Origin of the sequence: Thioalkalivibrio denitrificans, assembly GCF_002000365.1 — a bacterium.
Lineage (GTDB): Bacteria > Pseudomonadota > Gammaproteobacteria > Ectothiorhodospirales > Ectothiorhodospiraceae > Thioalkalivibrio_A > Thioalkalivibrio_A denitrificans.
Window position 1 is genome coordinate 77,034 of record NZ_MVBK01000040.1, and the last position, 18,371, is coordinate 95,404.

The window sequence follows — 18,371 nt, forward strand, 5'->3', positions numbered from 1 at the left end:
TCAGCGGCTCCGGTGTAGCAGGTAGAGGAACACGGGCACGCCCAGCAATGCAGTGATCACGCCTACGGGCAGTTGTTGCGGGGCGATCACGGTGCGCGAGAGGGTATCGGCCAGCGTGAGGAGGATGCCGCCGGCAAGTGCCGCAGCCGGCAGGATGATCCGCTGGTCGTTGCCCAGCACCAGGCGCAGCATGTGCGGCACGATCAGACCCACGAACCCCACGGTGCCGGCCAGGGTGACCGCGGTGGCGGTGAGTACGGCGGCCAAGAGGTAGACGATCCATTCCAGCGGGCGCACCGAGACACCCAGTGCTGCCGCCTGCAGGGCGCCGCGGGCCAGCACGTTGAGGCTTCTGCCCAGCGGCCAGGCGAGCAGGACGACGATGGCCAGCACGATCCAGGCGGGCCCGGGATGACGCGCATGGGAGAGATCCCCCATGAGCCAGTAGAGCATGCCCGGCAGTTCCGCGCCGGGGGCCACGGCCAGAATGAAACTGATCAACGCGCCCCATCCCGCCGCCACCACCACGCCGGTCAGCAGCAGGCGCACCGGGGTCCAGCTGCCGGTGCCGTGGGCCAGTCCGAAGACAAGGAGGGTGGACAGCAGCGCACCGGCAAAGGCGGCACCCGAGACGACAGCGGTGGCCAGTCCGGCCAGCATCGACAGCAGGGCACCCACGGCGGCCCCGCCGGAGATACCCAGCACATAGGGATCAGCCAGGGGGTTTCGCAGCAGGACCTGCATCAGGGCGCCTGCCACCGCGAGCAACCCGCCGGTGGCGAAGGCGGCCAGGGTACGGGGCAGGCGCAGCTCCAGCACGAGGGCCTGATGCAGGGGATCCCCCCCGCCGGTGAGCACGGTGCCCACATCGACCGGCGATACGGGCACGCTGCCGAGCATGAGTGATATGCCAATGGCCGCCGCTGCAGCAAGACACAGCACGGACAGGATCGTGGCAAGCCGGCCGCTCAAGGGGCGGTCTCCGGGCGGCGGGCGCGGGCCTCATCCAGATACTCGCAAAGCATCTCTGCGCCATCGAGGATGCGCGGCGTCTGTCGCTGGATAAGCGAAGGCGGGATAAAGAACAGGTTGTCCCGGCGTACGGCAGTCAGGCCGCTCCATCGGCGCCAGCCGTCCACCCAGGCACGGTTGTCTTCGCCGGATCCGCCGCCCACGATGACTTCCGGATCCGCCGCGAGCACCGCCTCCCGGCTCAGCCGCGGGACCAGTGCCGGCAACTCGCCAAAGAGATTTTTCCCACCGCACAGCGCGATCAGTTCACCGATGAGATGCTGGTCGTTGACGGTCATGAGCGGGTCATCCCAGATCTGGTAGAAGAGGGGCACGGCCGGCCGGTGCGCGTAACGTGTCGCCAGTTTCCGGCTTCGTTCACGCAGTTGCGCCGCCTGCGCAGCTCCGGTTTCGGATGAACCGGTGAGCACGGCGAGCCTTTCCAGGGTATCCGCCAGATCCGACAACCGGCGCGGTTCGTTGTAGTAGACCGTCAGGCCCAGTGCCTCAAGACGGGCCACCTGCCGGGCCGGATTGCCGCTGCGCCAGGCCACCACCAGATCGGGTTGCAGGGCCAGGATGCGTTCCAGGTCCAGCTGTCCGGCGTTGCCCACCCGGGGAATCTGCCGTGCAGCCTCGGGGTGGTCACTGAAGCTCACCGTGCCGACGATCCGGTCGCCGGCGCCCACCTCGAACAGGAGCTCCGTGAGGTGGGGCGACAGGCTGACGATCCGGTGTGCCGGTTCGGCAAGGCGCACTTCACGATGGCTGTCGTCGGTGACGCGGATCTCGGCCTGTACCGCTGCGCCGCCACCTGCCAGCACTGCCGACCCCGCCAGCAGGCTCAACAGCCATAACCATGGGCCAGGGCGCGTACTGACGAAGCGGACAAGAGACATGGCGAAGGTGGTCGACGGGGACACAGGATGTGCATCATACCAGCCGGGCTGCGTGATACCGCCGGGTGCCTGATGAAGCGCGGCGGGCCGTCTGATACCCTATGCGCCTTTCTCCCAACCGTATCCGAGCGCCCGTCAATGAAAGTCCGCACCCGCTTCGCGCCCAGCCCCACCGGCTACCTGCATATCGGTGGGGCCCGCACGGCGCTGTTTTCCTGGCTGTATGCCCGCAAACATGGCGGCGATTTCGTCCTGCGCGTGGAGGATACGGATCTGGCCCGCTCCAACGCCGAATCGGTCAACGCGATTCTCGAGGGTATGAACTGGCTGGGGCTCGAGTACGACGAGGGGCCTTTCTACCAGACGCAGCGCTTCGAACGTTACAGGGAGGTGGTGCAGCGGCTGCTCGACGAGGGCAAGGCCTACCACTGTTACTGCACGAAGGAAGAGCTGGACGCCATGCGCGCCGAGCAGATGGCGAGCAAGCAGAAGCCGCGCTACGACGGACGCTGCCGCCATCGCACCGAGCCCCGGGAAGGGGTGGAACCGGTGGTCCGCTTTCGCAATGCCGACGACGGTGTGACCGTCGTGGAGGACATGGTGCGGGGCCGCGTGGTGTTCCAGAACAGCGAACTGGACGACCTGATCATCGCCCGTTCCGACGGCAGCCCCACCTACAACCTCACCGTGGTGGTGGATGACTGGGACATGCAGATCACCCACGTTATCCGCGGCGACGATCATCTCAACAACACGCCCCGCCAGATCAACATCCTGAAGGCACTGGACGTGGAGCCGCCGAAGTATGCCCACCTGCCCATGATCCTCGGTCCGGACGGCACCAAGCTGTCCAAACGGCACGGAGCGGTGAGCGTCATGCAGTACCGCGACGACGGGTTCCTCCCCGAGGCGCTGATCAACTACCTGGTACGACTCGGCTGGTCCCACGGCGACCAGGAAGTGTTCACGCTCGAGGAACTCATCGAGTTGTTCGACATCGTGGACGTGAATCACTCGGCGTCGGCTATCAACCCCGACAAGCTGCTGTGGCTCAACCAGCATTACATCAAGCACTCCGACCCTGACCACGTGGCGCGTCACCTGTCGTGGCACATGGGCAATCATGGTATCGATCCGTCGGCCCCGCCGCCGCTGCGTGAGGTGGTGACGGCCCAGCGCGAACGGGCCAAGACCCTGGCCGAGATGGCTGCCAACAGCGTCTATTTCTACCGGGATTTCGAGGATTACGAGGAGAAGGCTGCCCGCAAGAACCTGACCGGGGACGCCCGGCCGGTGCTCCAGGCCCTGCACGCCGCCCTTGAGGCCCTGGGCGACTGGACTGCCGAGGCCATCCACGCGGCCGTGGAGGGGGTGGCGGAGCGCCTGGAACTCAAACTGGGCAAGGTGGCCCAGCCCCTGCGTGTGGCCGTCACCGGAGGCAGTGTCTCGCCCCCCATCGACCAGACCCTGGCACTGCTGGGCAAGGACCGCACCCTGGCCCGGATCGGGCGTGCGCTGGACTACATGGAGGCCCGCAGTGAGGAGGCGTAGACCCCTGCTTGACAAGGAAAAAGCACTCGCGTAAATTTCGCGACTTCCTTGACGGGGCCATAGCTCAGCTGGGAGAGCGCTTGCATGGCATGCAAGAGGTCGGCGGTTCGATCCCGCCTGGCTCCACCAGAACTCCGTCCCGGCGCCTGACCGAGGAGCGATCCGCCATGTACCGCTTCGGCCGCTACTCGATCATCGTCGGGATTGTTTTGACGGTGATTGCCCTGATCGTGGGCTTCGGTGCCATGTTCAGGGAAGTGGAGGAATGGGCCAAATTCTTCCTCTCGCTGGTTCCCATCGGGTTTCTGATCACCTTCACCGGACTGGTCACGGTACTGATGATCGGCCCGAGAAGATAACGAACAACGACGTTCCGAATACGTCCCCATCGTCTAGAGGCCTAGGACACCGCCCTTTCACGGCGGCGACCGGGGTTCGAATCCCCGTGGGGACGCCATCTCCGCCCGGCGGCCGATGTGCGCCGCTGTCACAGAAGAACCCGCCCCGAGCGGGTTTTTTTGTGCCCTTTGGGGATGGCTGATGAGGTGCCCGAGCCGGTGGAGCGGGACGCACCGATTGAGGATCAGCCACAGAGGTCACAGAGGCCACAGAGAGTACTTTCACTTTTGACCTTCTCTGTGACCTCTGTGACCTCTGTGGCAAGACATATCTCTATCCGGCTGGTCAGCCTGAGTCCGGTGTGCCGGATGCGGCCGCGCCTTATCCGACCTGCGACCCGGTCAAATATCCGGGCTGACGCGGGCATGGTATGGTGGCTTCCGGTTCGATGAAGCAGGTTCGGGATCAGCCCATTCGGCGTTGGACAGGAGGGATGGACAGCCACATGCAGATACACGTATCCAGGGCACTTAGCACCGATCTCAAGCGGTTCCTTGTCCAGGCCCCCGTCAACCTGCAGGCCATGCAGTGGTACGCCCACCGGGTACACGTGCTCGGGCGCAAGTGTGTGATTGCGATGGAGGCGCGCAGCCGTTACGCGATCGTGATGACGGGACTCCGGAAGGCCGATTTCGATCAGTTTCCGACGTTGTTTCACGATCGGCTGTGGCGCGAAGCGGTAACCATCTGCAACCTGGACGAGGTGCGTTCCGAGCGTCTGGCGGGACTCGTGGATCTGGTCGCGCAACCCGTGGAGATCATCACCGGTTTCGATCGAAGCGTGCTTGCACACATCAGGGATGTGGTCTGGGTATTGGAGGACAAGGCGCAGGAGGTCGGCTCGCTGCCCGGGAGCGCAGCCGAGGAATTCGCATTCGGCCTGTACGTGAACGAGACGCCCCGTTTCCGCGGGGGTGATCCGGAAAGCATCTATCCGCTGAAAGTGATGCGCGGGTTCTGGCTGGGATTGCTGGAACGCACGGAGCGTCGGAATTCACCGGACAACGTTGTGCCCTTCAACCGGCTGCACTGACGGGTGGGTCGGCGTCTAGCTGTGTTACCCCAACAGGTTGTTCACAGGTAAAGCGTAGGAGGCTCTCGGGAAGGAGCGAAGCATGTCCTGCGATGCTTGTTGTAGGAGCCCAGCCCTCTGGGCGAACGCAGCACGGGTACAACGCCGGTTCGCCCAGAGGGCTGGGCTCCTACAACCGGCCCTGCCTGCCAGCAGCTCACCCCGGATGAACAACGTATCGAGAGATCACAGCTAGCCCGCATATCTCACCACCCTTCTACTGCGGTCGCCGATGCGCTCGCTATGACGGGGCGTGCTCCCTTCGGTCGGCTTGACGTAGTGACGGCTACGCCTGCGCCGTCCTCCGGTCCGCGCGCCCCGTCACAGCGGCGCCTCAACGCCCTCGCCACGAACGGTGGTGAGATATGCGGGCTGGGCCGATCAGTTCTGCCGGGCACCGGCCCAGTCGAACCCGGAATAGTCGGCGAGTTCTGCGGGTGTCAGCACTTCTTCGTACCGGCGCCCATCAATGACCCAGGTGGGGAACGTACTGATGCCGGCCCTGACACATGCCGGTGCCGGGCGCCCGTGACGGCCGTCCGGGGAGCATTCCACGTAGGGAAGGTGTTCATAGGCCCCGCGGAACAGGCGGTTCTGCTGCTGGCAGGCCGGGCACCAGTAGGCCCCGTAGTAACGCACGCCCGCTTCCGTCAGATGCTGTGCCAAGGGCACCAGGCGCGGATCCGGGCGGGGACTGAGCAGATCGCTGTAGTACAGGTGAAGGGTGCCGAGGATCACCGCGGTGACGACAAAATTGTTGGCCAGCCAGAAACCCCATGGCTGACCCGGTGCGGTCTCCGGGCGCCGGAACGTGACCCACAGGAAGATGGCCGTGATCGTGGCCAGCGATGCCAGGCACCAGGCGCACAGGGCGTCCAGATGGATGAGGCCCACGGCGGTGAGATAGACGCTGATGGCCACGCCCACCAGGGAGACGAACCAGAGCCTGCGCCAGCGCTTGAGCCGCCCCGAGACCTTGACGGCGGTCAGCGCCAGCAGGGCATACACCAGGAACCCCCACAGGGCCACCGGGAGCCCGAGTACCCGGGACCAGCGGCTCTGCTGGATCAGATCGCAGCCCGAACCCTCCGCACACAGTAGCGGACCGCCGCCCATCCAGGCGACCAGGGTCAGGTATCCGGTGATCAGCATCCCGATGCCCGCGAGGATGACAACGACACGGTCCGCGCCCGGCTGTGGCCGGGCGGCCGGAGCGGTCTTCACTGCCACATCTGCCTTGCGGCGCTTGCCCTTGTTCCTGGCCATGAAGCGCTGGGTCTCCTGAATCCGCGTGGTGGGAGGCATTACACAGTGTACCCCGCCACTCATTTTGCAACATTCAGAGTGTGACTGAGTCGACAGTGCAAGGCGCAATCCGCAGTGAATGGCAAGCCCTTTACAAGGATTGGAACGCAGCAATGTCGACTCAGACACGCTCCCGAAGGGCGAGCCGGAAAGCGCTCATCTGCGGCGTTATGTCTCTTGGCAAGGACGCTGCCATTGCCTGCGAGCCATGCCTTGCAGCTAAGCGCTTTCCGACTCGCTGAATGTTACAAAATGAGTGGCGGGGTACACTAGCCCGAAACCGACAACGCAATCCCTGGAGATCACATCATGACCGATGGTGCGCCTCCCGATGCGGGACCATGCCTGCCGGTGGGGAAGCTTCCTGCAGATCTGCTGGAGGCCCTGCTTGGCCTCGCCCCGACCGAACACCCCGAGTTGCTGTTGGGTCCGGGCGTGGGCTTGGACTGCGCAGTCATCGATCAGGGCGAGCGTCTCCTCGTCTGCAAGTCGGATCCGGTGACATTCGTCACCGATGATCCCGGCCGCTACCTGGTGCGGGTCAATGCAAACGACATCGCCACCACGGGCGCCGAGCCTCGCTGGCTGATGGTCACCCTCCTGCTGCCGGAAGGGCGCGCGGACTTCGCCATGGCCGAACGGATCATGGGACAGATCGGGGAGGCCTGCCGGGAACTCCGCATCACGCTGGTCGGCGGACACACTGAGGTGACCCATGGCCTCGCGCACCCGATTGCGGTGGGTGCGCTGCTGGGCGAGGTCGCACGCGACCGACTGGTGACGCCGCGCGGGGCCCGAAGCGGAGACCGGGTGCTGCTGACCAAAGGTGTGCCCATCGAGGGTACGGCAATCCTCGCCGCCGAGTTCAGCGAGCGGCTGCGGGAGTCTGTGTCGCCTGCGGACATTGATCGTGCCCGGCGCTTTGTCGACGAGCCGGGGATCAGCGTTGTGGAGGATGCGCGCATCGCGCTGGGGGCGGGCAGGGTGACGGCCATGCACGATCCCACCGAAGGCGGTGTGGCAGCGGCCCTCTGGGAACTGGCGCGGGCCAGTGGCCGATTGATCCGGGTGGATCCCGCAGCCATCCCGGTGCCGCCGCTCGCGGCGCGCATCTGTGGTGCACTGGGGCTCGATCCGCTGACCACCATCGCATCCGGGGCGCTGCTGCTGACCGTGGCCCCGGAGGATGCCTCGGGCATCATTCGGGCGCTCGCATCGGCCTCGATCCCCTGTGCGGAGATCGGCGAGGTGGGTGGTGAGGGCGCTAGGGTGGAGGGCCCCGACGGGACAATGCCGGAGCCCGGGCGCGACGCCCTGGCCGCCCTGTTTGACGCGCCCGCCGCCTCTCGGGAATAGTGGTCGTCCCCGCCCGATTCCGGAGGAGATTGCCATGGGATTCGCACTGTCCGACATGCAGCTGACCAGTCCCGCCTTTGGTGACGGAGGCGCGATTCCGAAACGTCATGCCGGCGAGGGCGACGATGTCTCACCGGCGCTGACCTGGAGCGGTACGCCCGCAGGCACGCGCAGTTTCGCGGTGGTCTGCCACGATCCGGATGCGCCGCTGGTCTCGCCTTCGGGCACCTACGGCTTCGTGCACTGGGTGCTCTACAACATCCCCGCTTCGGTCGAGGGTCTGCCGGAAGGCGTCGGCGACTTCACGCCGGGACGCAACGATTTTGGCAAGCCGGGCTACGGCGGCCCCATGCCGCCGCCGGGACACGGGACCCATCGCTATTACTTCTGGGTGCTGGCCCTCAAGAGCGAGGTGCAACTGAAGCCGGGGCTTACGCTTTGGGAACTGCTGGCGCAGGTCGAACCACACGTCATCGGCATGAACCGGCTGGTCGGTACCTATCAGCGCAAGTGAGTGCCCCACGGTCGGGCCGGCCGACGGGCCTCAGGGCAGGTGGGGTTTCTCCAGGTAGGCGTGGGACTGCATCTCCTGGAGCCGGCTGTGTGTACGCTGGAACTCGCGACTCAGCCATTTACCCTGGTACAGGCGATCCGGCGGGGTTTGCGCCGAGACGATGAGTTTGACGTTGCGATCGTAGAACTCGTCGACCAGTGCCATGAAGCGCCGGGCTTGGTTCTCCATGCCCTCGTCCATGACCGGAATCCCGGAAACCAGCACCGTGTGACACATGCGCGCGATCTCCACGTAGTCGAGCTGGCTGCGCGGGCCGTCGCAGATGTCCGGAAAGCGGAACCAGACCACCCCGTCAGCCTGCCGTACCACGGGGATGCGTCGGCTGTTGACCTCCAGTTCTCCTCCCACCTCGCCGGTATCCGGGGCAATGGAACGGAACGCCTCGGCGAGGCGGTCGTCCGCCGCGTCGTCCAGCGGGGCGTGATAGATTTCGGCCTGTTCCAGGGAGCGCAGGCGATAGTCGACACCGCTCTCAAGATGAAACACCTCCAGGTGTTGCTTGAGCAGGTCAATGGCCGGAAGGAAGAGGTGTCGATGCAGACCGTTGCGGTAGAGGTCGTCGGGCGGAATGTTGGATGTGGTGATCAGGGTGACGCCGTTGCGGAACAGGCCGGTCAGGAGCTTGTGCAGGAGCATGGCATCGGTGATATCCGACACGTAGAACTCATCCAGGCAGAGGATGCGGGATTCGCCCAGGCGCCGCGCCACCTCGTCCACGGGATTGGCCTGGTGGCCCAGTGTCCTGAGTTCAGCATGCACCCGCTGCATGAAGCGGTGAAAGTGCAGCCGCAGCTTGCGATCGAAGGGCAGGGTGTCAAAGAAGCTGTCAACCAGACACGTCTTGCCCCGACCCACGCCTCCCCAGAGATAGAGCCCGCGCACGGGGGCGGCCGGCGGGGCGGATCTGCCCAGCAGACGTGCGAGGGGCGAGATGCGTCGGGGGGCGGGAGCGCTCAACAGTTCGCGGCGTACGCGCGCGAGATGCTCAAGCGCCTCTGCCTGTGCGGAATCCAGCGGCTGAACAGTCTCTGCCATGCTCTGGACGGATGGGTTGCCGGACATGAAGGGCCAATCACCGGTGTGTCGGTTGCTGCAACGCAGCATAGCATGGCATGACAATAAGATGACATAGGTGACTCATGACACTCGGACTGCGGGCTAGCGATTGCTACCGTGTCTCGCCGGTTTCGCTCCTTTAATCAGCCCGTTATGAAAACTTCTTGACAACGTCTCTACTGGTTGCGCTACGATTCACAACGATTCGGGGAGCCACGCGCAACAACAACAGGGGAGACGGCGCATGCGGCTGATTCCTGGCCTGGTGGCGAGTTTGAGCCTGGGAATGTTCGTTTTCGGTGCCCATGCGGACTACACGCCCGTGGAGGCCTTGGCGGACAGTCTGCCTGAAGCGGACAAGGTGCTGGTGCGCAAGAGCGAGCGCCGGCTGTTTCTGTTGAGGAACGGAGAACCCTTCCGGGAGTACCGCATCGCGTTGGGGGGCAATCCGGTGGGTCACAAGCTGAAAGAGGGTGATCAGCGTACTCCCGAGGGCGATTACCACATCAACTGGCGCAATCCCAACAGTGACTTTCACCTCTCCCTGAGCATCTCCTATCCGAACGAGGAGGATATCGCCCGCGCGGCGAGGAAAGGCGTCTCTGCCGGTGGAAATATCATGATCCACGGGCAGAAAAACGGGGAGGAGTGGTTTGAGAACTTCCAGCAGCTTCGGGATTGGACCGAGGGCTGCATCGCGGTGACCAACGCGGCCATGCAGGAGATCTGGCACGCCGTGCCCAACGGGACGCCGATCCGGATCGAACCGTAGGAGCCTGTCGGACTTAGNNAAGTCCGGCAGGCTCCTAGGCCGGCCTTCAGGCCGACAGCCGTGGTTGCGTTGCGCAGAGCCTGTCCGGGTTAACTGTGATCTCTCAATACGTTGTTCATCCGGGGTGGCTGCTGGCAGGTAGGGCCGGTTGTAGGAGCCCAGCCCTATGGGCGAACGCAGCACGGGTACAACGCCGGTTCGCCCAGAGGGCTGGGCTCCTACAACAAGTATCGCAGGACATACTTCGCTCCTTCCCGAGAGCCTCCTCCGCCTTACTTTTGAACAACCTGTTGGTGCAATGTCCGGGCTAACCGGACATCACTCCAGATAGCGCTGGATGATGGCCTCCACGGTGCCGTCCTCGCGCAGCGCATCCAGTGTCTCCTGCAATTGCGCGATCAGTTCCGGATCCGTGTCCTTGTGGCAGGCATAGCCCATGTACCCCTCGCGCAGGGTCAACACGGGTTCATAGAGGCGGGGGTCGATCCCTTCCTCACGCATGGTCCAGCTGGCGGTGACGAAGTTGTACGAGACGGCATCGAAGCGACCGCCGTGGAGCATGCGCATGAGGATGCGCGCCGAGTCGGTACGCACATAGGTGCCCGTGAAACCGTCCTCCTGCAGGACCTGGTCGCCGATATCCTCGCGCACCACACCGATCTGGTACCCGCTCATGTCCTCCACGTTGTCCACCTGCAGGCCGCGTTCCCTGGCGGCGATGATGCTGACGTTGGAGTCAATCAGGGGCTCGATGAACACGAACAGTTCGCGGCGTGCATCCGTGACGGTGGTGGAGAAGAGGCACGTGCCGGGTTGTTCCTGGGTGATGCGGTAACCGCGCGCCCAGGGCAGCACCTGGATGTCCGCCGCAGTGCGCTCCACGCCGAGGCGTTGCCACATCTCCATCAGGACATCCACGGCGATGCCGGCGGCGACCCCGTCCTGGCTGAAGTTGTAGGGGGCGAACTCCTCGGTGATCCACTGCAGGTCGTTCAGCCCTGTCGCCCTGACGTTGCTCCACGCCAGACTGACAACGACCAGCATCAGGCCACAGAGGATGTGGTGTATGGCGCGGCTGCGGAAAAGGGCACGTGTCATGCGATTTCTCCCATCGTGTGTCCCGTGATTCCGGGTCTATTTCTGCTTGAGGATGACCAGCGTGAGGTCATCGTAGAGTATCTGGTTGCCCATGTGGCGCTTGACGTCGTTGATGATGGTGTCCTTGATGGATTCGGCGCTCTCGTCGCGATGCCGGGCAATCACTTCCAGCAACCGGTCCTGGCCATAGAGGCGATTCTGCTCGTCGGCGGCCTCGGTGATGCCGTCGGTGTAGAGTACCACCACGTCCCCTTCGTGCAGGTCTGTGCTGATCTGACCGACGAAATGCGCCATCTCCTCAACCAGTCCGATGGGGAAACCCAGTTCGTCGGTATCGATCACTTCCATGCTGCCGTCCCGGCGGGCGATGATGACGGTCTCGTGCTGACCGCTGATGTTGATATGGCCGCGTACGCCGGGTTCGCTGCCCTCAAGCGCGCGCCGGTAATCCAAAAGCGCCAGGGTGAGGTTCTTGCCGCAGCCCATGCGCTGCACGTTGTTGTAGATGGTGGTGTTAATCACGTCCATGACGCGGACCATGTCCTGCTCACGGCTGGTCAGCAGGGTGCGCACGGCGCTCTGGGTCATGAGCATGACCACCCCGCTTTCCAGGCCGTGTCCGGTGACGTCGCCGATGCCGATGCGTACGCCCTCATCGTGGCTGAGGATGTCGTAGTAGTCCCCGCCGACCTCCTGGGCCGGTTCCATGTGTGTGGCAATGTCCAGCCCCTCGATGGCGTCCAATTCGTCCCGGGAGGGCAGCAGGATGTGCTGAATGCGTCTTGAGACGTCCAGTTCGGCACCGAGGCGCATATTCTCGTCCCGGGCGCGGTCGCGTTGCTCGAGACCCTGCTGGAAGGCCTGCATGAGGTGATCCAGGCTGCTCACGATCTGGCCCAGTTCGTCCCGTTCATGACGCGGGAAACGCGGTCGTGGCCAGTCGCCGGGCCGGACCGGATCGATGCGGGTGATGGCCGTATGCAGTCCAATGAGCGGGCGGGTGATCATGAAATAGAAGATGAGCACCACGAGAGCAGAGATGACCACCGCCTTGATCAGCCCGACCACGAAGATGACGAGACCCCGATCGGTGAAGCGCGCGCCGATCTCTCCGGCGGCCAGCGTGACCTCCAGAGCGCCCACGTCCGTGGACGCCTCGGGAACCGCCCCGTAGCGCAGATCCACGGAGTAATCAGTGATGTCACCAAACAGGCGGCTGACCACGGCCCCGGCGGGTGGTGTGTCCTCCCGGTCGCGGCGCGTGAGCACGCCGCCGAAGTTGTCCCGCAGGACCACCGATTCCATTTCGCGGTGCGCGAACAACCCGTCGACCACCTGAGCCGCCAGATCGTCATTGAACTGGAAGGCGGCCTGGCTCGCGGAGCCGCGTACCAGTTCCAGGCTGCGCAGGGTGTTCTCCTGGATCTCGGCACGCATGGAGCGCCAGTCGGCGCCCAATTCCACCACGCCGCCCAACAGGCCGAGCAGGGCGACGATCAACAGCGTCACGGCCGCTTGCCGGAAGGTCAGGCTGCGCGTGAAGGGGATATGGCTGTCAATCCGGCGTTCGGCCGCTCCGGAGTCGTTCACAGCGGAATCCTCGGCTGGAGGGTCACGTTCAGTCGAACTGCAGCTCGAGGGCGGGCATGAGGCGCTTCAGGTTGTTGAGGGACTTGCCCTGCCAGGCGATGTCGTTGGAGCCGCGGATCAACAGTGCGCATTCGTTGCGGTTGCGGGCGCTGATCACGAACTTGGACAGCGTGGCGATCCCGGAGCTGTTGAGGAATTCCAGGCCGGTCAGGTCAATGGTCAGATGCGAGCGGCCGTCCAGGGCGCTTTCCAGCATCTGGGAGATCGGCCCATACTCGGAGAGCCCCCCCAGTCTAAGGGCCCCGGCCATTCGCACCGTGTCGCGGTCGGCGTCCAGTTCAACCACGTAACCTTCTCCGGATAGAGAATTCATGCAAGTGTGCTCCGTCAGATTCTTACGACCACCTGGGTGGTGACCCGGTAGCCATTGTTGTCTAGGGGCTCGAAACGCCATGCCAGGTCGGCCCCGTAGTCGTTGATCATGGTGAGATAGCCCAGACCGGCGCTGCCCTCGGAGGCCGCGCCTTCCTCGAGCTGCTGGATATAGAGTTCGCCCGGGTCCGAGTTGCGCAGCCGGTCTACGAAGGCCCGGAAGCGATCCGCCGCCTCCTGTCCCGCGGAATTGATCTGCTGGAAGATGATTTCTTCCTGGTGCAGGAAGAGCCGCATGGTGATGGGCTCGGGCAGCGAGTCATCGTGGAACTTCATCGCGTTCTCGAGCAGTTCGTTGGCGATGAAGCTTACGGCCCCGCGGATCTCGCTCTGCCGCTGCCGGGTGGCGGGATCGTTTTCGTCCAGTGGAAAGAAGGTGGTGACGTAATCGCCCAGAAAATCCGCGGAGAGGCCGTTGTTGCGCCAGCGCTGGCGAAGCGGTACCGATCCGGGCCAGAACGAGAGATCAAGGGACTCGGTGTTCCGGTCCCGCTGAATCGTCCTGATCTCCCCGTGCGCCTCGCTCATGGATATCCTCCCCCGTAGTTTGATCGGTACTGCCCACGATACGGTTGCGGCCCTGTTGTTTGGCCAGGTAAAGGCGCCGGTCCACCTCGGCGAACAGTTCCCCTTCGTCGTCGCTGTCGGGAATCGTCGCGGCAACACCGATGCTGAACGTGATCCGGCCCAACGGCGCCCGTTCGTGACGGATATCCAGTTCGGACAGCGTCTGCTGAATGCCGTGGGCCACCCGCATGGCACCCGTCTCGTCGGTGTTGGGCAGCAGCAGGATGAATTCCTCGCCGCCGTAGCGGGCGACCAGGTCCCCCTCCCGGCGCAGGGCCCCCTTCAACATGCCCGCAAGCCGCTTGAGGCACTCGTCTCCGGTCGGGTGGCCATAGCAGTCGTTGTACGGCTTGAAGTTGTCCACGTCGCACAGCAGCATGGCGAGCGGTTGCTGCTGCCGGCGGGCCCGCGCCCATTCGCGCTCCATGGTCTCGTCCAGCAGGCGGCGGTTCGCCAGGCCGGTCAGGGCATCATGGCGGGCGGCGTTTTCCGACTCGATGTACCGGGCCAGCCAGTGGAGATCGATCTGGTCCGCGTGCTCGGTAATGGTCTGCAGCACCATTTCCAGATCGCGGCTTTTCTGGGTGATGGTGGTGACCAGGTGGCGCAGCTGCTTCTCGATCATGCGCCGCTCGCGCACCTCCCCCTGAAGCTGCCGGTTGGCAGTCTCCAGCTGCTGTTCGATGGCGTCGCCGTGCTCCACGGCCGTGGTGAGCGCGATCTCCAGGTCGTCGCGCTCCTGGCGCAGCGCCTCGACCGTTGCATTCAACTCGGCCAGCGTTTGCTCGATGTCGAGAACCTGGACGTACGGGGTACTGGCTGGCATGAGGGTCCACCGGCTCTTGCTCGATGCCGCGGGGTGCGGCATCGCTTGGGTTTCTTATTGTGCACTGCACTTCCGCGCCCGGGAATACAGCGCCCGGCTCCGGATTCTCCATCAAGGCCGAATCAACGTGCAAGTCGAAACGGCCCACGCGGCGACGAGCGGCCCGTAAGCTCGTGTGGACGTAGGGTCGAACGCGACCAGACGCCTGAGATGGTCCGGGCTCGTCTGCAGATTTCAGACAGGGACCGGGAGCACGAGTTTCGTGCGAGCCACCGAAAAGATGTAGATGAATACCGTAATAGCGGCCAGCCAGGCCACGACCCGGCCCGCGGTGGTGCCTGCAAACCGGAAAGCCACCATCCCCAGCCCGATATACAGGACCAGGGCCACCAGCTTCGCCACCAGCCATGGCTGAAGGTGCTCGTGCATGCGCCAGATCCAGGCCAGCCACAGGCCGCTCAGCAGCAGGGCGGTGTCCACCAGGTGAGGCGTCACTCGGGCGAAGCGCGTCTTCAGTCGCGGCGAGTCCAGCAGCCGCAACACCCCCCGGGCCATGAAACCGGCCAGGGACAGGATTGCCAGCAGCATGTGCAGGTGCTTGATAATCGTGTACATGGACGTGATCGGATTCGGTGGTGCCTGAGCCTGATCAGGGCGTTCGTGTGCTCACGGCGTGTTTCTCCACAACACACGATCCAGAGCACTTTCGAAGGCCAGCGTGATGCGCCGGCTCAGGGGCTGGCGCTTGCTGTAGCGGATTTCGTAGAGATCGTAATCGCGGGCCATGTCCATGAGCAGGTCGTCGCTGGTGCCCAGTTCGTCCACCAGGCCGAGGGGCAGGGCCTGCTCCCCGTACCAGTGTTCCCCCGTCGCAAGCTTCTCCAGATCGAGCTGCGGCCGGTAGCGCTTAAGATAGCCCTTGAACAGCTGGTGCGTTTCCTCAAGTTCCTGCCTGAACTTCTCCCGGCCCTCCGGGGTGTTTTCGCCAAGCACGGTGAGCGTGCGCTTGAACTGGCCGGCGGTGTGCAGTTCGATGTCCACGTCGTGGCGCTTGAGCAGGCGGTTGACGTTGGGGATCTGCGCCACCACGCCGATGGATCCCACCACAGCGAACGGCGCCGCCACGATGCGGTTGGCCACCGCGGCCATCAGGTAGCCGCCGCTGGCGGCGATCCGGTCCACGGCCACGGTCAGCTCGATCTTGCGGTCGCGCAGGCGCGCCAGCTGGGCGGCGGCGAGGCCGTAGGAGGCCACCAGGCCGCCGCCGCTGTCCAGGCAGACTACGGCCCGGTCGGTGCCGGATCGGGCTTGGGTCAGTATGGCGGTGATCTCCTGGCGCAGGTTGTCTACGTGGCTGGCCCGGATGTCGCCCCTGAAGCGCAGCACGAATACACGAGGGCGGTTCTCGTCCCGTTCCTTGTCCGCCTGTTTGGTCTCCCGCTTGAACTGGCGCAGCAGCCTGCGTCCCGCGCGCCGTCCCAGCATGCCGTGGCGGATGGTGCGCTCCATATCCCGGTAGCGGTCGTTGAGGCGCTTGACCAGCAGTTGCTCACGCTCCCTGTCCCGTTCCCGACCCATCAGGGCGGCAAAGGCGCTGAAGAGCACCAGCGCGGCGACCACCAGGGTGAGGGTTTTGGCGAGAAAGAGTCCGAAATCCTGAAAGAATTCCATGGAAAGCCCCAAAGGCAGGTGGTGATGCGCTGGCGACACGATACAGGATACACGTATGAAGCGGGACCATGCCTTGTTCCTGGTGCTTGACGGCGCGCATTGTGGCCCCTGCCCTCAGGGTCTAGGCTTTTTAGATACTTGTCGTCCCCCGGTATACCCGCTGTGATCCGGAACGGCAGCGTTTTTACGTTCCCTGATCGTGCCGCGGCCGCGATCGTCCGTTGACATGGAGAGGTCTTGCATGAGTCTTGTAATGGCGACCGGCCTGGAGAAGCACTACCGCGCGGGTGACGTGGAGGTCCACGCCATACGCGGCGTGGATTTCTCCATCGAGCCCGGCGGTTTCGTCTGCTTCGTGGGGCCCTCGGGCAGCGGCAAGAGCACGCTGCTCAACATGATCGGCTGCCTCGACAAGCCCAGTGCCGGCCGCCTGGAGGTGCTGGGCCGGGAGGTGGCCCGTCTGGACCGCCGGGCGGCGGCCGATTTTCGCGGCGCAAACCTGGGTTTCGTGTTCCAGGACTTCAACCTGGTGCCGGTGCTGAGCGCAGCGGAGAACGTGGAGTACCCGCTGCGCATGGTGCAGAACTGGCCCGCGGCAAAACGCCGCGCCCGTGTGGGGGAGCTGCTCGAAGCGGTGGGCATCGCGGACCGGGCGGACAAGCGCCCGGATCAGCTCTCCGGCGGACAGAAGCAGCGGGTGGCCGTGGCACGGGCGCTGGCCACCCGGCCCAGGCTGGTGCTTGCCGACGAGCCCACCGCCAACCTGGATCATGACACGGCCCTGCGCATCATCGACCTGATGCGGACCATGCGTGACGAGTTCGGCACCACCTTCGTCTTCTCCACCCACGATCCCAAGATCGTGGACGCCGCCGAGGTGGTGCACACTCTTGAGGACGGGCGCCTGGTGGCATCGGGGGAGGGCGGGTCATGATCCGCGTCCTGGGGCTTTCGGCGCGCAATCTCGCCCGTTACTGGCGGCGCAGCCTGCTGACCTCGGGGCTGATCGTGCTGGGCATGGTGGCCGTGCTGGTGTTCATGGCCGTGTCGGGCTCGTTCCGGGACATCATGGTGGGCCAGATCACCGACTCCATGCTGGGCCACGTGCAGGTGCACCACCGCGGCTACGTGGCCTCCCTGGAAAACCTGCCCCTGAATCTCAATATGACCCCGGAGATGGTGGAGGCGGTGGAGCGGGCGCTGGATGAGCTGGACGTGGTCGAGGCCGTCACCCCGCGTCTGAAGTTCGGCGCCATGTTCAGCAACTTCGAGGAGACCACCTCCATCCGTCTGAACGGCGTGGTTCCGGAACGCGAGGCGGCCGCCATGCCCCTGCTGGCCGGACGGCTGGTGGCGGGCAGCGTGGAGGAGGGGCTGGTGGACCCCGGGAGGCTGCTCATCCCGGAACTGCTGGCCCGGGGCATGGACGTCCGGGTGGGCGATACCGTGGTGCTGGTGGCCACCAACCTGGATGGTTCTGTCAATGGCAGGACCTTTATCGTGCAGGGCATCCTGGAGGCGGTCACGGGCCCCGGCGGGCGGGACGGCTACCTGCACATGGACGATGCCCGTGAGCTGCTGCGCATTGACAGGCCCGAGATCAACGAGCTCGCCATCCGGCTCCAGGACCTGCGCCACATGGAGCGGGTGATGGCGCACCTGGGCCGTGCGCTGGCGACCGTGACGACACCCCGGGGTCAGCCGGCATTGGAGGTGCACGGCTGGGACCAGCTTTCGCCGTTCGCCAATATCGCCCGCATGATCGATCTGCTGGATCTCTTCATCCGGGTCATGCTGGTGGGTATCGTGCTGATCGCGGTGATGAACGTGATGATCATGGCGGTCTACGAACGTATCCGCGAGATCGGTACCCTCTCGGCCATCGGCACGCCGCCGGGGCGGATCATGGGACTGTTCGTGGGCGAGGGTATCCTGCTCGGGCTGGCGGGCACGCTGGTGGGTGCACTGCTGAGCCTGATCCTGGTGCAGGTGCTCAATCTCTGGCCGGTGAGCTTCGCCTTCGGACGCCAGCATATCCTGCTCGCCCCGCAACTGGGTCCGGCGGACATCCTGGCGGTGAGCGGCATCGTGATTCTGGTGGCGGCCGTGGCAAGTCTGCAACCCGCCTTCAAGGCGGCACGCATGGATCCCATCGTGGCATTGCGTCACGTGTAGCCCGCATATCTCACCGG

At 64.7% G+C, this 18,371-nt stretch carries 19 protein-coding genes and 2 tRNA genes; 10 read left to right on the forward strand and 11 right to left on the reverse strand.

Annotated features, from left to right (window positions below; genetic code table 11):
- Together B1C78_RS07275 and B1C78_RS07280 are read right to left on the reverse strand one after the other, a co-directional pair.
- Nucleotides 1-972 carry a FecCD family ABC transporter permease gene (locus B1C78_RS07275; protein ID WP_077278498.1) on the reverse strand — a complete coding sequence of 324 codons (972 nt, stop codon included), beginning with the start codon at nt 970-972 and terminating at the stop codon, nt 1-3.
- Entirely contained in the window at nt 969-1,910 is a 942-nt protein-coding gene (locus tag B1C78_RS07280; protein ID WP_077278499.1) for a cobalamin-binding protein, read from the reverse strand. Before B1C78_RS07280 ends, B1C78_RS07275 begins: the two co-directional genes overlap by 4 nt.
- 138 nt (nt 1,911-2,048) lie before the next feature.
- Between B1C78_RS07280 and gltX the strand changes: the two genes are divergently transcribed.
- From gltX to B1C78_RS07305, 5 genes are all read left to right on the forward strand, one after another.
- Nucleotides 2,049-3,461, forward strand: coding sequence for a glutamate--tRNA ligase (gene gltX, locus B1C78_RS07285; protein ID WP_077278500.1), 1,413 nt, complete (start codon nt 2,049-2,051; stop codon nt 3,459-3,461).
- A 53-nt stretch (nt 3,462-3,514) separates the two neighbouring features.
- Nucleotides 3,515-3,590, forward strand: a tRNA-Ala gene (locus B1C78_RS07290).
- Nucleotides 3,591-3,628: 38 nt separating this feature from the next.
- Nucleotides 3,629-3,820 (forward strand): hypothetical protein, encoded by a 192-nt coding sequence (locus tag B1C78_RS07295; protein ID WP_077278501.1) that lies wholly within the window; start codon nt 3,629-3,631, stop codon nt 3,818-3,820.
- A 22-nt stretch (nt 3,821-3,842) separates the two neighbouring features.
- Nucleotides 3,843-3,918 (forward strand) — tRNA-Glu (locus B1C78_RS07300).
- Nucleotides 3,919-4,305: 387 nt separating this feature from the next.
- Complete coding sequence (locus tag B1C78_RS07305; protein ID WP_139349844.1) at nt 4,306-4,893, forward strand: DUF6933 domain-containing protein; 588 nt, start codon at nt 4,306-4,308, stop codon at nt 4,891-4,893.
- 420 nt (nt 4,894-5,313) lie between these two features.
- On the opposite strand, the gene B1C78_RS07315 is transcribed toward B1C78_RS07305, so the two are convergent.
- Entirely contained in the window at nt 5,314-6,237 is a 924-nt protein-coding gene (locus B1C78_RS07315) for a vitamin K epoxide reductase family protein (RefSeq protein ID WP_245795349.1), read from the reverse strand.
- 309 nt (nt 6,238-6,546) lie between these two features.
- Between B1C78_RS07315 and B1C78_RS07320 the strand changes: the two genes are divergently transcribed.
- Nucleotides 6,547-7,593, forward strand: coding sequence for an AIR synthase family protein (locus B1C78_RS07320; RefSeq protein WP_077278503.1), 1,047 nt, complete (start codon nt 6,547-6,549; stop codon nt 7,591-7,593).
- Nucleotides 7,594-7,627: 34 nt separating this feature from the next.
- The gene (locus B1C78_RS07325) at nt 7,628-8,107 is read left to right on the forward strand and encodes a YbhB/YbcL family Raf kinase inhibitor-like protein (RefSeq protein WP_077278504.1); all 480 of its coding nucleotides are present in this window, start codon (nt 7,628-7,630) and stop codon (nt 8,105-8,107) included.
- A gap of 30 nt (nt 8,108-8,137) precedes the next feature.
- Here the strand turns inward: B1C78_RS07325 and zapE are convergent, their stop codons facing one another.
- The gene (zapE, locus tag B1C78_RS07330; RefSeq protein WP_077278517.1) at nt 8,138-9,229 is read right to left on the reverse strand and encodes a cell division protein ZapE; all 1,092 of its coding nucleotides are present in this window, start codon (nt 9,227-9,229) and stop codon (nt 8,138-8,140) included.
- Between the two features lie 238 nt (nt 9,230-9,467).
- On the opposite strand from zapE, the gene B1C78_RS07335 reads away from it, so the two are divergent.
- A complete protein-coding gene (locus tag B1C78_RS07335; protein WP_077278505.1) occupies nt 9,468-9,995 on the forward strand; it encodes a L,D-transpeptidase family protein in 528 nt (175 codons plus the stop codon).
- 318 nt (nt 9,996-10,313) lie between these two features.
- Here B1C78_RS07335 and B1C78_RS07340 read toward each other — a convergent pair whose 3' ends face one another.
- The 7 genes from B1C78_RS07340 to sohB all read right to left on the reverse strand — a co-directional run bounded on the left by B1C78_RS07340 (nt 10,314) and on the right by sohB (nt 16,179).
- Nucleotides 10,314-11,093 carry a substrate-binding periplasmic protein gene (locus B1C78_RS07340; protein WP_077278506.1) on the reverse strand — a complete coding sequence of 260 codons (780 nt, stop codon included), beginning with the start codon at nt 11,091-11,093 and terminating at the stop codon, nt 10,314-10,316.
- A gap of 36 nt (nt 11,094-11,129) precedes the next feature.
- Nucleotides 11,130-12,683, reverse strand: a complete 1,554-nt coding sequence (locus B1C78_RS07345; RefSeq protein ID WP_077278507.1) for a PP2C family protein-serine/threonine phosphatase — start codon at nt 12,681-12,683, stop codon at nt 11,130-11,132.
- Between the two features lie 28 nt (nt 12,684-12,711).
- Entirely contained in the window at nt 12,712-13,056 is a 345-nt protein-coding gene (locus B1C78_RS07350; RefSeq protein WP_077278508.1) for a slr1659 superfamily regulator, read from the reverse strand.
- 14 nt (nt 13,057-13,070) lie between these two features.
- Nucleotides 13,071-13,643: a slr1658 family protein gene (locus B1C78_RS07355; protein WP_077278509.1), complete on the reverse strand. Its 573-nt coding sequence runs from the start codon at nt 13,641-13,643 to the stop codon at nt 13,071-13,073.
- Entirely contained in the window at nt 13,582-14,508 is a 927-nt protein-coding gene (locus B1C78_RS07360) for a GGDEF domain-containing protein (RefSeq protein WP_077278510.1), read from the reverse strand. The genes B1C78_RS07355 and B1C78_RS07360 overlap by 62 nt, the downstream gene beginning before the upstream one ends.
- Nucleotides 14,509-14,742: 234 nt before the next feature.
- Nucleotides 14,743-15,123, reverse strand: a complete 381-nt coding sequence (locus B1C78_RS07365) for a SirB2 family protein (protein WP_077278511.1) — start codon at nt 15,121-15,123, stop codon at nt 14,743-14,745.
- A gap of 51 nt (nt 15,124-15,174) precedes the next feature.
- Nucleotides 15,175-16,179 (reverse strand): protease SohB, encoded by a 1,005-nt coding sequence (gene sohB / locus B1C78_RS07370; RefSeq protein WP_077278518.1) that lies wholly within the window; start codon nt 16,177-16,179, stop codon nt 15,175-15,177.
- A gap of 241 nt (nt 16,180-16,420) precedes the next feature.
- Here sohB and B1C78_RS07375 point away from each other — a divergent pair, with 241 nt between their 5' ends.
- Nucleotides 16,421-17,113: an ABC transporter ATP-binding protein gene (locus B1C78_RS07375; protein ID WP_077278512.1), complete on the forward strand. Its 693-nt coding sequence runs from the start codon at nt 16,421-16,423 to the stop codon at nt 17,111-17,113.
- Nucleotides 17,110-18,354, forward strand: coding sequence for an ABC transporter permease (locus B1C78_RS07380; protein WP_077278513.1), 1,245 nt, complete (start codon nt 17,110-17,112; stop codon nt 18,352-18,354). The genes B1C78_RS07375 and B1C78_RS07380 overlap by 4 nt, the downstream gene beginning before the upstream one ends.
- Nucleotides 18,355-18,371 lie beyond the last annotated feature (17 nt).